The following is a 14,527-nucleotide window of genomic DNA, read 5'->3' as shown; positions in this document are numbered from 1 at the left end:
CGACTTGCTGACATTTGATTTCATGATTCTCCCCAATGACGATGATGCGGTGTTATAACTGCGTTGCTGTGCCAGTGACGTGCTGCATTGCTGCGGCGGACACAGCGGATGAAAACTCTTTTGCAAGGACGGGATTCCAGGCGGGAGCGGATGCCAACACCTCAAAGACTCATTTGGAGCGCCGCGACCGCGGGAAAGGCGGCGAAAAGAACGGTAAGTGGCAGCACACCGAAAACGAGGGGCACCATCATGGCTATCTCCTTTCGTCCGGCCGATTCCATCAGCTCGCGTTTTGCCGCATCACGGACATCGGCGGCCTGTGCGCGAAGGACATCGGCCAGCGGCGTGCCGCGTTCGACAGCAACCACCAAACCGTCGAAGAACCTGACCAGTGGTGGTAGCTCAGCGCGGGAAGAGAACGCCTGCAGCGCTTCAGCAAGCGGCCTGCCGGACCGGGCATCAGCGAGGATGAGTGCGAATTCGTTCGAGAGCTCCCCTTGGGAACTGCGGCTCACGCGGTCCATGGCCCCGAGCGCGCTTTCTCCGGCAGCTACAGCCAACGCCATGAGTTCTGCAAGGCTCGGGAACTCGGACAGCATTCTCCTCTCACGCCGCCTTATGCGCTGTCCCAGCACATAATCGCGGAGCATGTAACCACACACTGCACCGCCAACGACCGAGGCGAACGACGCTGCAGGATTAAACTGGCCGGAGGCAGCACGGGCTACGGTCGCAAGCAACGCCAGGACCAGGCCGCCACTGGCCCAAAGTAATTGCTCGACCCTGTAGTCAAGGATGGACTTCGTGGAGCCGGAACGGACAAGCCTCTTTTCCGCTGCCGCTGAGCCAATGTTGAAGCGCGAAATGTAGCTCACGGCATCCCGGAAAAAGGGCCGGAGAATCCGTTCCAACGGCCCAAACGGTGTCACGTCCTGTTCCGGGGAGAGCAGGAGGCGTGATTCAAGGTTCCTGGCCTGCAGCTGCGGACCGATGCGATCCGAAAAAGTCATCCCACGCAGGAATGGCAAACGAATCACAATCAGCCAGCAACCAATTCCAAGAACGGCTCCGGAGAAGGCGGCCAAAGCTGTTGAGGCGCTCATCGAAGAACGCGTTCGTCATCAGGCAACGCACCGACGCGCAGCATCAGGGAATAGCAAAAAACGGAAACCAGCAAGCCCCCGAGCAGCACCATGGCTCCCACGCCCGAGTTGTAGGCTGCCATAGCCTCCGGCCGGCTGGCCATAACCACCAGGACGATCCAGGGCGCGGCGACGGCCAACCTCGCTGCATTGACGGTCCACGATTGTCTGGCTTCCAGCTCACTCCGGGTCCTCGCATTGTCCCTGAGGAAGTCGGACAAAGTGCTCAGCATGCGGCCCAGATCGGATCCACCCACCTCGCGGGTCATCCGAAGGGCCTCCACGATACGGTCGGCAACCGGGTCCGCGAGACGGTCCTTGAGCCTGTTCAGGGCTGCCTCGAAATGTCCCCCAGACCTGTAGTCAGCTCCAAAATCCAGGAAAAGAGGCCTCAGTTCCTCGGGTCCCTTGTATCCCAGTTGAATGAGCGCTTCGGGTAAGCCGAGGCCCGCCCTGATGGCAGATCGCAGATGGTCCACGACGTCCGGCCACAGCACGCGAAGCCCCGCACGTCGCTTTCGCGCCCTCCATCGAACAATTGCCAAGGGGATCCAAAAGCCGAACAACCCAAAGCACAGCGAGACTGCCGGCGACCCAGTGATGGTGAAGAAGAGAACCGTTACCGCAACTCCGAAGCCGCCGCAGGTGACAAGCAAGGCAGGACCCGTCACCCTCTCTATCCCTGCTGACAAAAGCAACTGGTCCAGGCGGCCATGCTTGCTTTTCCGTCGGGTCGATATTGCCTGGGCCCACGTGGACCACCAGATAAGGAAGAGACCCAGGCCGCACAGGATCCCCAGGAGCGGCGCCATCAGTTGACCTCCAAAAGGGCGGAGACATCAAAACCGGCGCGGGCGAACTTCTCCGCTGCCGGCATGGCGTTGGGCCTGGGCCGCAGTTGGCCTGATGTCATCCCAAAGACGCTGGAGGATTCGATGATTCCGTTTTCCACCCTCCGCCCCAAGGCGAGGACTTCCGTCACCTGCCTGCGCCCAGTGGAGCTGCGACCGCAATGCACCACCAAATCAATGCACGACGCCACTGTAGGGACCACAAAAGCACTGGCGATATTGGCCCCGGCAAGGAGTGGCAATGTGCAGATCTTCGTCACGGCGTCGTGAGAGGAATTGGCGTGCACGGTGCACATCCCGGGGAGGCCCGAGTTCAGGGCGATCAGCATGTCCAGGCTTTCGGCTTCGCGGACCTCACCCACAATGAGCCTGTCAGGCCGCATGCGAAGAGCTTCCTTGACCAGCCGCCGGAGTGGGATCTCGCCCCCGCCCTCCAAATTGGCTTGGCGGCATTGGAGACCGACGACGTCCCGCAAGGGAAGCTGGAGCTCAAAGATCTCCTCAACGGTTACGACCCGCTCGCGTGAACCAATATGTGCGCCCAGGCAATTGAGCATGGTTGTCTTTCCAGCCTGGGTGGCTCCTGAGACAAGGATGTTGAGTCCGCTGGCTACTGCCGCGCCCAGGAACCTTGCGGCCTGTGGTGTCAGGCTGCCGAGCTCCACCAGGTGCTCAAGCCGGCTGGCCCGCGCAGTGAACTTCCTGATGTTCACGGCCCAGTGCTTCCTGGTGATGTCAGGGATCGCGACATGAAGCCGCGAACCATCCGGAAGGGCCGCGTCAACGAAGGGCGATGACAGATCCAACCGGCGTCCGGAACTTTTGAGCATTCTTTCGACCAGGTCCCGGACCTGCTGCTCGCTGAGGTTCAGGGTGGTGAGTTCGGATTCACCGTTGCGAGCCACATAGACCTCATGGGGAGCGTTGATCCAAAGCTCCTCGATTGACTCGTCGTCCAGGAGCGGCTGCAGCGGGCCGAACCCCGCAACGGCGTCGTAGATCTGGCGTCGGGCACTCTCCAAATGCCCCAAAGGAGGAAGTGGTGCGAGGAGGGCCCGCTCGTCGTAGTCATTTACTGCCGCCTCCACCAGGCTCTTGACATCCCCGGCCTGTTCCAGCGGATCCAGGCCGCGACGCCGGATAAGCTCCCTGACCTCCCCTTCCACGATCCTTACAGCATCCACATCTCTCCCCGATGGTCACGATTGCGTAAACGAGAGGCGCATCTCGAGTGATTCACGCTAAGCCAGCCATGGGGCCTCCTCAAGTCTTTAGCCGAGGCATGTGGATAACTCCTGATTTCTTGTCACGCCAGCAACCTGAATCCCACTAGTCACTCCCGTTTCAGGATGTTAGGGTAAAGGCCGTTAGGAGCTGGCCTTTGGTCTCACGCGCAGGCGCCCGGAGCTTGTCCCTAAGCCACACCATGCACCGCTGAGCCGCGGTACAGGGCCGGATGTGATGATGAAACGTAATTTGATGGACCCGGTCGGACGCATCCCCTTGGTGCGGGCAGGACTGGCGCTCACCGTCGCCCTTACGGCAGGCAGTTTCCTTGGCGCGCCTGCATGGGCACAGACCCCGGGACCGCAGCCGGCGCCCACCTCGGAGGCTCCAGCGCCTGGATCACCACAAGGCCCCCAACCGGCTGGCACTGGTCCGGCGTCCGCTCCCGCGGAGAACAGCCCGCAGCCCGGAAAGCTCCCTGACCAGCAAGCGCCGATCACCGGCGTCGACCTTTCGCCTGGGCTTCCGTCCGCACCGGCAACCGGCCCCGACAACAAAGCCGAAACGCAGACTTCACACCCCAAGGCAATGCCAGGCAACGCCCCCGACGCCGAAACGCAGAAGGCCGCGATGCGTGCCGCCATTCCTGCGGGCGGCGCCGAGATGGGACAACGCTCCCCGAGGGTCGTCACGGCCAAGCAAGGCAAACAAGCCGCTGCCCCTGCCCGCGGCAAAGCCGTAGGTTCAGCGGTCCAGGCCATGGTGCCGATGGCGGCCGACCCGGACCATTGGCGTCCCACCATCGGCATCCAGGGCCAGGATGTCAGCGCACACCAAGGCAATGTCGATTGGCAAAACCAGTGGAACCAAGGCTCCCGCTGGGCCTACGTCAAGGCTTCAGAGGGCAACTACTACCTCAACGAGAACTACACGCAGCAGTATGACGGCTCCAGGAACGTCGGCATGGTTCGCGGCGCCTACCACTTCGCCATCCCGAACTGGTCGTCAGGGGCCGACCAGGCCAGGTACTTTGTGGCCAACGGTGGCGGTTGGTCAGCAGATGGCTACACGCTTCCGCCCGTACTGGACATCGAGTACAACCCCTATGCGGGGCGCACCATCAATGGCTTCTACTTCGGCAACACGTGCTACGACATGTCGAAGGCCCAGCTGGGCCAGTGGGCGGCCGACTTCGGCAATACAGTCAAGGCCCTGACCGGACGCTTCCCCGTCATCTACAGCACCACGGATTGGTGGAACACCTGTGTAGGAAACAGCACGTTCGGAAGCTACCCGCTCTGGATTGCCTCCTACTGGAACAACCCCACCAACGCGCCCGGATCGTTGCCTGCAAGCTGGAATGACTACTCCATGTGGCAGTACAGCAGCACCGGTCCGTTCGAAGGCGACTCGAACATCTTCAATGGCACCTTCGACGAGCTTCGTACTTTTGCCCGCGGGGTACCGACACCGGCCAACCCGTCCATCCGGTCCGGAGCGGACGTGCTGGCAGCGATGCCCTCCGGACGGCTCGACAATTTTCCGGCTGACGGCCAAGGACGAATATCGGATCCGGTGACCATCGGCTCCGGCTGGGCCAACGCCCTTTCAGTCCATGTCGTTGACTGGAACCAGGACGGCGTCCAGGACATTCTGGCCCAATGGGCCGATGGGACTCTCCAAGTCTTCCGGGGCGCCCCGGGCGGCGGCTTCAGCACCCCAATCCAGGTGGGCAATGGCTGGCAGGAAATGTCACTTGCAGCCGGTTGGTGGAATTCCAAGGATGCCTTCCCTGGAGTCATCGGCCAGGACGGCAGCGGCAACCTGTACCGCTACCAAAACTCCTCAGGAGGTGCACTGGGCGGCGGGGTACTGATCGGCACAGGATTCATGGGACACCAGTTCAACCTCCTGGATTTTGACGGGGACGGTAGCCAGGACGTCGTCTCAAGGACCGACGACGGTGTCATGAGGCTGTTCCGCAGCAACGGACTCGGATCCTTCCTGTCCGAGTCGCCACAGATCATCGGCAACGGATGGTCCGCCATGACTTCGGTCAGTTCCTCAGCAGGCTTCAACGGCCGCGGCTCACAAGGGCTGCAAGCCCGCGCTGCGAACGGCGATCTCTACTATTACCCGGCCGTGAACGGTTCCTGGGGCAACCGCTTCTTAACAGGTCTCGGCTGGAACGATGCCTTGGTCATCAGCGGCGCCCCCGTAAATGTCCAGGCAACTCTCGGCGTTGATGAACCGGATGTCCTGGCCATCCGGCAGGACGGCAACCTGTATCGATATGCCGGTTCAGGCTTCGGATCACTGACCTCTGCCGAGCAGATCGGTAAGCAATGGACTGGACTGAAGGCCGGCTTCCTCACCGACTGGAACGGCGATGGTGCCTTGGACATCCTCGCCCAGTGGACCGACGGCCGGCTGAGCCTGTACCCGGGACTCAAGGGACCGGGCTTCGGTTCGCCCATCAGCCTCGGCACAGGCTGGCAGGATTGGACACTCACGGTCGGTACATGGAAAAAGTCGGATACGCGACCAAGCATTGTCGGATACGATCCCTCGGGCCGGTTGTTCCAGATCGCCAATCCCTCAGGCGGCGCCTTGGGAACCCGCACCCAAATCGGAACGGGCTGGTCAGGCCTGGACATCGTTCAAATGGATTTCGATAAGGACTCAAACGCCGATCTCCTGGCTAAAACAGCTGCCGGCAACCTCATGCTTTATCGGTCAAACGGCACCGGCGGTTTCATCCCGGAAGCTCCATCGACCATTGGTACGGGATGGAATATCATCAACAGTTTCGGAGCCATCCGCGGATTTGCAGGAGCGGGTTCAACGGGGATCCTGGGGCGGACAACCGGCGGCGAGCTCCGTTACTACCCGGTGGGGCAGAACCGGGCATGGGGTTCACCCAGCGTGGTGGGATCCGGTTGGAGCGGGTTGAAAATCCTCTCCCCCGCTGCACGGTAGCCAGCCAGGCAGCACAGGAAAGTCCACCTGCGAAGGGCCCGCAAACTCCACCATGGAGCCTGCGGGCCCTTTCCGTTTTGGGGCGGCAAAGCATCCCAAAAGAAACAAATGGTGTTCGCTCCAATGGAAAGGCCTCATATCCGGGATTGCGTGATCTAATGAAGGTGGTCTCACGTATTGGCTGTTCAGCGCAATGGGAAACGGGCTTTGTTTGGGGGCAAACGAAGGTCACCATTCCGCACAATCAAGGAGTGATCTTTCATGGCGTTTACCGTTTCTACGGCCAAGGTCAGCATTTCCCCACCGCTCGATGTCAACCCATACATGGCGGGGTACGGGACCCTCGACGGCGGTCGTGAGGCTACCAGCAGTGCACCGTACGAATCCCTCTGGGCACGTGCCATTGTGCTCTGGGAAAACGGCTCGCCCAACCTGATCATGAGCGTGGACATCCTGGCTCTGCCACGATCAATCCATCAAAGTGCCCGGGCGAGAATTCTGGAGCTCGCAAACTGGTCCAACGGCGACATCCTGATCCAGTCCACCCACACGCATAACGGGCCGGTGGTGGTTGACACCCTTCACCCGTTCATGTGCTACGGGTTGTCAGACTTGTCCATGGTGGAAACGTATAGCCAGCAGCTCGAGGATGACCTCGTGGATGCGGCCCAAAAAGCGCTCAATAACACCCAGACGGCTGTCACGCTCGACTACAAAGTCACCACGGCGAGCATCGCTTACAACAGGGCTGGCTTGCCGTATTTGGAAGACACCGTCCCTGTTATCGTCGCTCGCCGCACAAATGGCAAAGCAAGGGCCGTCATTTTCAACTATGCGTGCCACCCGGTAGCTGCCGGCATGCGTACGCTCTTTGACGGTGATTTCCCGGCGGGAGCGTGCAACTACATCGAAAACAACAACGCGAATTGCTTTGCTCTCTTCCTCCAAGGAGCAGCGGGCGACCAGAATCCCATGGGCGAACCCAGCTGGGACCTTCGCGACGAATATGCCACCAAGCTCGGCTCGGCCGTGTCGATCGCCATGCAGACTCCAGGAAGGACCATCGGCAGCCCGCTCCAGACGAGCTACCAGGAGATCCAGATTCCCCTGGACATTACCGCCACCGCCGGAAACCTGGCAGCGGTGCGCGCAGCCTATGCCTCCCGGCTACCCAACCTGGATGGAAATCCGGCCTGGTATGGACGCCACGCGCAGGTAATGATCGGGCGCATCGACAGCGGAAGCTACTCAACCTCCGTGACATGCCCTTTCCAAGTGTGGAAATTCGGCGGAAGCCCCCAGTTGAAAATCGGCATCGTGGGCGGAGAGCTTGTTAGTGGATACGCCGCATATTTCCGGTCCAAGTACGGCGGAGCGAACGGCGTCATTGTAGGCGGCTACGGTAATGAATCCTGCTACTACCTGCCCAGCGCACAGTTCCTGCCGCCCTACTCGGTGGGCGGCAGCTACGAAGGCGGATGGGATCCCGACTATCCCGGGATTGCCGGTGGATCCATGACTGTTTATGGCCACATGGCCCATTTCATTGGAGGCACCGGCGGCGTGGAAGCCACGGTCATCAATACCCTGAACTCCATGCTTGCCTAGGAAACACGGCCGGTTCGAAGGTCTTGGCCCACGGCCAGGGCCTTCGCCGTACCGCTGCCAATTTCCTCACAGCAACGCCGCACAAAACGTAGCGGTATCGATACCTGATCCGCCGGGCAATCCATTGACCCGGTTATCTGCTCCGGGCAACCATGGAGCTGGAGGCCACGATGCGTTTTAACCACTTTGCAGCTGCCGCAGCTGTGCTGCTACTGGTTGCTGGCTGTTCTGCGGCTCCCCCACCCACACCGTCGACGCCTGCCTCTTCAGCGGCCCCCACGAATCCGACGTCGCCATCTGAGTCCGCGCCGCCGTCGAAACCCTCTGCGGGACCCACCAGCGAACCCGGCGAAGGCAGCGGGCAAGGAGCCGGAGACCCCGACGACTCGGGCCGTTTTTCCTACACCTGTACCAGTCTGAACGCTGTTCCCGAGACCACTTACTCAAGCCTCGCCGAAGTCTGGGCCTCGTCGGGTTACGTAAGGATGGACTCCTGCACGGCCAAATACGAGGGACCACAGCCGTACGAGCCCACGGATGATGAGGCCCGGATTATTTCCATAGCAGAGCCCGGCTCGGACCCCGCGCAAGGTTTGGACTCGTACCTTGCCGCCTTGGCACTGTGCACCCGGGTCAGTGATGAGTCAGCTTCTGCCCTTTTTGGCGGGAGCAGCAGGCAACTGCTCCAGGCGGCCAGCGAATTGTGCCCCAAAGCGCCTCAGGGCAAGGTCATCGCGCTATGGGCTGCTGGAGCCCGCGCAGGCGATGGTCAACATCCAGTGGGCGACGACGGTCTGGCGGCGGGAAGATTCCACCTCCGCAAGACCCCGCCGGAAGGCTGCACCTGGAGCGTCAAGGGGCCGGACGGCGGCCAAAAGGCCGCTGGGGGTGCCGTCGAAGGGCAAGCCGGAATACTTCTTGGAGAAAAAGACGTCTTAAGTAGTGACAAATGCGGAATTTGGGAGAAGATGGAGTAATGCAGCCGGCAACGGCTGGGGCGAAAATCCAACTGCATGCGGAGCTGGGGAGCATCCGAATGAAGTGGGGATCCCTCGGTGGATATGCCAAGACGCGCTGTCGTCCAGTTTGGCCTTGCCGGTCTCGTTCTTACGGGCTGCTCTGTCCAAGTCACGCAAAATGTTGAGCCTTTCCGGCTGGGCGTAACGAATGCCGGCGACGCCGACACTCCTCGTCCCGAAAGACCGGAACCTGTTAAGCGATACAAGTTCGACTGCCGCGGGGCAGACGGGAAATCGCTCGCAGTCCTGTCCAGCCTTCCCGAAGTCTGGGCCAACACCCAATACAAAAAGTTTGCAGACGTCTCAGTCACGTACGTCGGCCCCTCGCCACAAGTTCTTGAAGCCGAGGAAAATGCCGCCGTCAATGTCGCCATTGAAGCCGGCGCCTCCGGCGACCGGGCGGCTATCTGCCGTGCAATCGTCAAGGCATGTACTCGTAGCAACCCTCCCACCATCAGCACCGCGCTCTATGGGCTCGGAGGCGCGCCCATCGTCAAGGGCGCCCTGACCTTGGCCCCCATGGCACCACAGTCGGCAGTCCTGACCAAGTGGCTGAAGGAAGTGGCGTGATGGAACAGTCCACAGCACAGAAATTCTCCCAACGCCTGTTCCACGGAAGGAAGTTGACCACAGTCGTGGCGGCTGCGGCACTGGCCGTTGCCGGAATGACCGCCGTCGTTTCCAGCACGCCTGCCTTTGCCGACCAGCAGCGGCAGGTAGTAGGCACAGGCCTCACCAAGCCTGCCGGCACTGTGGTGGATCCCATCGGCAAGGTATGGGTTTCGGACAGCGTGGCAGGTTTCTGCCGTATGTCCGATCCCGTCAATGGCCAACCCGGGACTGTCGAAAAGGACACCTGCCTGGGCGGTTCGCTCTCCGGTGCAGCACCAGGACCAAAGGTTCCGGGCGTCGCAAGTGTCCTGGACCCCACGCCCGCCTCGGTAGGCAGCGGTGATGAAACTGCGTTCATCCCGGATTCAGCGGTCGGAAGCTCCCATGTGGTGCGCGCCGTATGGAGTCCTCCGCTGGACCGCTTTGAATACAGCAGCACCCTGTCCATCCTGGACGGCGACGTCAGGCCCAATGCCGTCAGTGACGGCCCTGACGGCAACATCTATCTCTCTTTCGCAAACGCCCGTTCGATCATCAAGATTGTTGATCCGACCATCAAGCACCCCAGCATCGAGTCCATCGCCTCCGTCACCACGAAGGCCCTGGGGCTCGTAGCGGCTGGCTATGACAGCAACGGCCATGTCAGCGTGTACGTGTTGGAAACCACCGGGCTTCGGGCCTTTTCCGCCCCGGACGACGGCGACATGACCAACTATGTGCCTTTGGCCTCCTACAACGTGGGCGTCGCCTCGTCGATCTACTACGACTATGACGCACACATCATCTACACAGGCACGAGCAGCGGGGTCACCACCGCCGACGCCGGGAAGGACAAGGTCTCGCGGCTGAATCTCAGCACCGGAGTCGTGGATAATTCCTGGGCTTTGGGCTTCAGCAAGATCAGTGGCCTGGGCATGCGGGGCGGGCAGTTGCTCGTACTGGATGACCCCGGGCAGTTGAACGCCCCTCCGGCCAACACTCAAGGAAAGATGAGCCTCCTGGGCGGAGTCGTTGCCCAGATCACCTCCGGCCCGACCCTGGCCAATGGTGCGCAGTCACCCAATGCCGCATTCACCAACGACACAACGCCAACCTTCGGCGTTAGCGCAGACCCGAGCGGCAGCGCTTTGGAATGCTCCGTTGGCGGAGCATGGACTGATTGCACTGGCGGCACCTACACCTCAGCTGTCCTGGCCAACGGATCACAGACATTCTCGGTCCGGCCGGCCCCGGGAGGCGTTCCCGTTTCCCGTACATTTACCGTGGACACCGTGGCGCCGGCAGCACCAGTCTTCACAGCACCGAACAGCGGACAGGTAGTCAACGGAAAGCCCGTACTCGGCGCGACCTTCGAAACAGGAACAACCCTGAGCTGCTCGGTTGATTCCACGGCAGACGCCGACTTCAAGGCCTGCGTACCGGGCGACACGTTTACGCTGACCACAGCCGGTGCGCACACCCTGCGTATCCGGAGCACTGATCCCGCTGGAAACATCGGCCCTGCCGCCGCATTGACTGTGACAGCAGACCTGACAGCCCCGCAGGTGGCCATCACCGCCCCCGCGAGTGGTGCCACAGTGGGTGCCGGCTACCAGTTCCAGTTCGCTTCCACTTCCACGGACGTGGCCGGATTCCGCTGCCGCTTGGGAACAGATGCATTCACCGAATGCACCTCGCCCAAGGTTTACGCGGACATTGCCAACGGTGCGAACAGGTTCGAAGTTGAAGCCCGGGATGCCGCTGGCAACACCTCAGTGGCCGGTGTGAACTTCACGGTCTTCGTCGCTGACACCACACCGCCAACCGTGACAGCAGATCCTGTCGGAGGCACGTACGGGCCGGCAACCAAGATCACGCTCACGGCAAGTGAAGCTGACGCGAAAATCTACTACACGGAGGATGGCAGCACGCCTACCACGGCAAGCACGCTGTACTCTGCTCCACTGGCGATGGGAAGCAAGACCCTGAAGTACATCGCGGTGGACGCAGCGAACAACGCGTCCGCACCGCAGACACAGGTCTACGTTTTGGACAACGTTGCTCCCGCCGTAACGGCCAACCCACAGGGAGGAAATCTTGCCCTTGGACAAACCGTCACGTTGACAACTGAGTCCGGGGCAAAGATCTACTACACGACCGATAACACCACCCCGACTGTTTCGAGTCCGGTTGGTACCACGACCGTGACGCTGACGCCGACTGCAACCACAACGGTGAAGTACTTTGCCGTTGACACTGCAGGAAACCAATCGGCAGTAGCTTCCCAGACGTATACCGTCCCTGCAGCTCCGGCCAACACGTGGAAGGACTATAACTCCGATGCCAAGAACGACGTCCTGGCCCGCGACGCAGCTGGAACGTTGTGGCTCTACCCAGGCAATGGCACGGGCGGATGGTTGGGCAAGATCAACACGGGTACCACTTGGAACAACTACAACATGATTGTTCCCACGCGGGACTTCAGCGGTGACGGCCGCAGCGATGTCCTCGCCCGGGATGCCGCCGGACAACTGTGGCTCTTCAAGGGCAACGGAACGGGCGGTTGGCAGCCTGCAGTCTCCGTAGGAAGTGGGTGGAGCGGGATGACTGCCATTGTCGCTCCCGGTGACTTCAACGGCGATGGCAAATCCGACATCCTCGCAAGGGACGCGTCCGGCGTCCTGTGGCTCTACAAGGGCGATGGCCTCGGCAAGTTCACAGCAGGGTCAACGCAGGTCGGGGCCGGCTGGAACGTCATGAACGCCATCTTCAGCACCGGGGATTTCAACGGCGACGGGAAGACGGACGTGCTGGCCCGTGACACCGGCGGAGCCCTGTGGCTCTACCCCGGCACGGGGACAGGGGGCTGGGGCTCCCGCACCCAGATCGGCAGCGGTTGGGGCGCCATGACAGCGCTCCTGGGCCCGGGCGATTTCAATGGCAACGGCAAGTCCGATGTCCTCGCCCGCGACGCCAGCGGCAATCTGTGGCTGTACCCAGGAAACGGCACCGGTGGGTGGCTTGCCTGGGGCCAGGTAGGAAGCGGTTGGCAAGGATTCACCTCGCTCCCCTAAAGGGGGCGAACCGCCTGGCTTGCCGTTTCGAGGGGTGCATCGGAGAATATCCGATGCACCCCTTTCGTTGGCTGGGTTCCGTAAGCGCACCGTGCTTCCACGGAACGTTTGCTGAAATGAACTAGACTGAGGGTTTGCAAGGACCTCGTGACGCCAGCGTTGCGGGCTGCGGCTGGCGTCAAGAATTCGTCGGCACGAACTACCGAGGAGAGTCTTGACTTTCGACCAGGCAGGCCAACCGGATCTCTCCGTTGTGATCCCGGTCTATAACGGAGAACGGATATTGGCGGCAACAATGGCGCGCCTTTCCGGCTATCTAACCAGTGGCAACTCCGAGATCATCATCGTGGAGAACGGATCTTCCGACAACACCCTTAAGGTTGCCCGTGAGCACGCGGTGGACACTCCGAACGTGACGTTCCATGTTCTCCAAAGCGAAAAAGGGATGGGAAATGCGTACCGGAGGGGCATCGAAGCCAGTTCCGGGCGCAGGGTCCTCCTCACGGCAGACGACCTGCCCTTCGGGACAGATGATCTTGATGAGGACGCAAAGCTCGATCCCAAGCCGCACGTTGTCATCGGTTCCAAGGCGCACAAGGACTCAAACATCGAGCGCAGTCCCCTGCGGGGACTGACCACCTTTGGATTCAAGACACTTCGACAAGTGATTCTTGGGTCCAAGGTCGGTGATTCCCAAGGCACACTGATTGTCGACGGCGGCTGGTTGCGGAGCATGGTGCACCGGTTTGACGACCCTGGTTTCCTCTTCAGTACCCAGGTTGTCTACGCCGCTGAAAAGCAGGGATTCGACATCGTGGAAGTGCCCGTCACCTTGGCGCCCGACGACGAACCCGGCGAAACCACCATCCGGACTGCCGACGTCGTAAAGATGTTCAAGGGCCTGGTGGCCATGCGGCGTCGCAAGGGCGAACTGGCAGCAGCTCCCAGCGCGGGGACACACGCTTCATGACGGGATCCATCGCAGAAACACCGTCGAACGACAACGACGTGAACCTGGAACAGCCACCAGCGAAAACCACCAAAGCCAAGCTGGTGGATTTTGCCCGGCGTGCCCTCGTGGTGATCGTATTTGCAGCGGCCGTGTACTTCATTGCAGTCCAATGGCCCCAGGTACAGGCCACCGTCTTTGCCCTGCAGTGGTGGCAGGTGCTGCTATCCCTGCTTGCCCTCATTCCCGGCGTTCTCCTGGGTATGTACATGTGGCGGGTCGTCATGGCCAGCCTGCTCAGGTCGGTGGACATCGAGCCCCAGGGTTTGGTGTTGAACCAGATCTACCTCGTGGGCCAGATCGGCAAATACCTTCCCGGCTCCGTGTGGGCATTTGTCCTCCAAATGGAGCTCGGCCGCAAGAACGGCATCGCACGCGCCCAGGTCTTCGTGGCTTCCCTGGTGAGCACCGGCATTACCATCGGTGCGGCATTGGTGGTGGGAGCTTCAGCGTTGCCAATCCTTGTCCAGCGCGAGCCCAACCTGCAATGGCTGTACGTCATACTGCCCGTCGTGATCCTGGCGATGAACCCGAACGTTGTGACGTTCCTGGTCAACTTCGTCCTCAAAGTATTCCGCAGGCCCCCGCTGCCTGAACGGATCCAGGCCAACACCATGGTCAAAGCCTTCATCCTGGGCGTTCTCATGTACCTGTGCTTTGGGCTGCATCTCTGGATCCTGGTAGGTCACGAGGCAACCCTGGACCTGGCTACCTTCCTGGTCCTCACTGGAGCCCTCGCTCTCGGCATGACGCTGGGCGTGCTCGCCTTCCTGCTGCCCGCTGGGGTCGGTGCACGGGAAGCGATCCTTATCCTGGCATTGGCCGGGATGATGAGCGCAGGTGCCGCAACGGCGATCGCCGCGCTTTCCCGGATCATGTTCACTGTCGCGGACCTGCTCTGCGTTGGAATCGCCTTTGTGCACTTCCGGTGGAAGCAGTCATCTTCCAAGACCCCTGGAGACTCCACTTCAGAGCCCAGCTGATGCTGGGCTTCCCTACGGCGCCCGGGTGTCCAGGATTCCCGGGC

General features: G+C 61.2%; 10 protein-coding genes. 7 read left to right on the top strand and 3 right to left on the bottom strand.

The window, feature by feature from the left end; genetic code table 11:
- Positions 1-161: 161 nt before the first annotated feature.
- Genes AB0N72_RS11790 through AB0N72_RS11780 form a run of 3 tightly spaced genes read right to left on the bottom strand, consistent with a single transcriptional unit; the run spans position 162 to position 3,177 of the window.
- Positions 162-1,103, bottom strand: a complete 942-nt coding sequence (locus tag AB0N72_RS11790; protein WP_363930583.1) for a type II secretion system F family protein — start codon at positions 1,101-1,103, stop codon at positions 162-164.
- On the bottom strand, positions 1,100-1,954 hold the full coding sequence (locus AB0N72_RS11785) for a type II secretion system F family protein (protein WP_363930582.1): 855 nt from the start codon (positions 1,952-1,954) through the stop codon (positions 1,100-1,102). The genes AB0N72_RS11790 and AB0N72_RS11785 overlap by 4 nt, the downstream gene beginning before the upstream one ends.
- Positions 1,954-3,177 carry an ATPase, T2SS/T4P/T4SS family gene (locus AB0N72_RS11780; RefSeq protein WP_363930581.1) on the bottom strand — a complete coding sequence of 408 codons (1,224 nt, stop codon included), beginning with the start codon at positions 3,175-3,177 and terminating at the stop codon, positions 1,954-1,956. Before AB0N72_RS11780 ends, AB0N72_RS11785 begins: the two co-directional genes overlap by 1 nt.
- Positions 3,178-3,472: 295 nt before the next feature.
- Between AB0N72_RS11780 and AB0N72_RS11775 the strand changes: the two genes are divergently transcribed.
- The 7 genes from AB0N72_RS11775 (at position 3,473) to AB0N72_RS11745 (ending at position 14,483) form a co-directional block, all read left to right on the top strand.
- Positions 3,473-6,199 carry a GH25 family lysozyme gene (locus AB0N72_RS11775; RefSeq protein ID WP_363930580.1) on the top strand — a complete coding sequence of 909 codons (2,727 nt, stop codon included), beginning with the start codon at positions 3,473-3,475 and terminating at the stop codon, positions 6,197-6,199.
- A gap of 261 nt (positions 6,200-6,460) precedes the next feature.
- A complete protein-coding gene (locus AB0N72_RS11770) occupies positions 6,461-7,807 on the top strand; it encodes a hypothetical protein (protein WP_363930579.1) in 1,347 nt (448 codons plus the stop codon).
- A gap of 170 nt (positions 7,808-7,977) precedes the next feature.
- Positions 7,978-8,784 (top strand): hypothetical protein, encoded by an 807-nt coding sequence (locus AB0N72_RS11765; protein ID WP_363930578.1) that lies wholly within the window; start codon positions 7,978-7,980, stop codon positions 8,782-8,784.
- 84 nt (positions 8,785-8,868) lie between these two features.
- Positions 8,869-9,396 (top strand): hypothetical protein, encoded by a 528-nt coding sequence (locus tag AB0N72_RS11760; RefSeq protein ID WP_363930577.1) that lies wholly within the window; start codon positions 8,869-8,871, stop codon positions 9,394-9,396.
- Positions 9,396-12,491, top strand: a complete 3,096-nt coding sequence (locus AB0N72_RS11755) for an FG-GAP-like repeat-containing protein (RefSeq protein ID WP_363930576.1) — start codon at positions 9,396-9,398, stop codon at positions 12,489-12,491. The genes AB0N72_RS11760 and AB0N72_RS11755 overlap by 1 nt, the downstream gene beginning before the upstream one ends.
- A gap of 214 nt (positions 12,492-12,705) precedes the next feature.
- A complete protein-coding gene (locus AB0N72_RS11750; protein WP_363930575.1) occupies positions 12,706-13,461 on the top strand; it encodes a glycosyltransferase in 756 nt (251 codons plus the stop codon).
- Positions 13,458-14,483: a lysylphosphatidylglycerol synthase domain-containing protein gene (locus tag AB0N72_RS11745; RefSeq protein WP_363930574.1), complete on the top strand. Its 1,026-nt coding sequence runs from the start codon at positions 13,458-13,460 to the stop codon at positions 14,481-14,483. The genes AB0N72_RS11750 and AB0N72_RS11745 overlap by 4 nt, the downstream gene beginning before the upstream one ends.
- The last annotated feature ends 44 nt before the right edge of the window (positions 14,484-14,527 follow it).

This window comes from Paenarthrobacter sp. NPDC089307 (assembly GCF_040685055.1).
GTDB lineage: Bacteria > Actinomycetota > Actinomycetes > Actinomycetales > Micrococcaceae > Arthrobacter.
Note: the sequence above shows the minus strand (reverse complement) of the source record. Positions and strands in the feature narration are given on the sequence as shown.

Bases quoted from the DNA above. Each gene is read 5' to 3' on its own strand.
- AB0N72_RS11790 (WP_363930583.1), bottom strand. From the start codon at position 1,103: ATGAGCGCCTCAACAGCTTTGGCCGCCTTCTCCGGAGCCGTTCTTGGA.
- AB0N72_RS11785 (WP_363930582.1), bottom strand. From the start codon at position 1,954: ATGGCGCCGCTCCTGGGGATCCTGTGCGGCCTGGGTCTCTTCCTTATC.
- AB0N72_RS11775 (WP_363930580.1), top strand. From the start codon at position 3,473: ATGGACCCGGTCGGACGCATCCCCTTGGTGCGGGCAGGACTGGCGCTC.
- AB0N72_RS11770 (WP_363930579.1), top strand. From the start codon at position 6,461: ATGGCGTTTACCGTTTCTACGGCCAAGGTCAGCATTTCCCCACCGCTC.
- AB0N72_RS11765 (WP_363930578.1), top strand. From the start codon at position 7,978: ATGCGTTTTAACCACTTTGCAGCTGCCGCAGCTGTGCTGCTACTGGTT.
- AB0N72_RS11760 (WP_363930577.1), top strand. From the start codon at position 8,869: ATGCCAAGACGCGCTGTCGTCCAGTTTGGCCTTGCCGGTCTCGTTCTT.
- AB0N72_RS11755 (WP_363930576.1), top strand. From the start codon at position 9,396: ATGGAACAGTCCACAGCACAGAAATTCTCCCAACGCCTGTTCCACGGA.
- AB0N72_RS11745 (WP_363930574.1), top strand. From the start codon at position 13,458: ATGACGGGATCCATCGCAGAAACACCGTCGAACGACAACGACGTGAAC.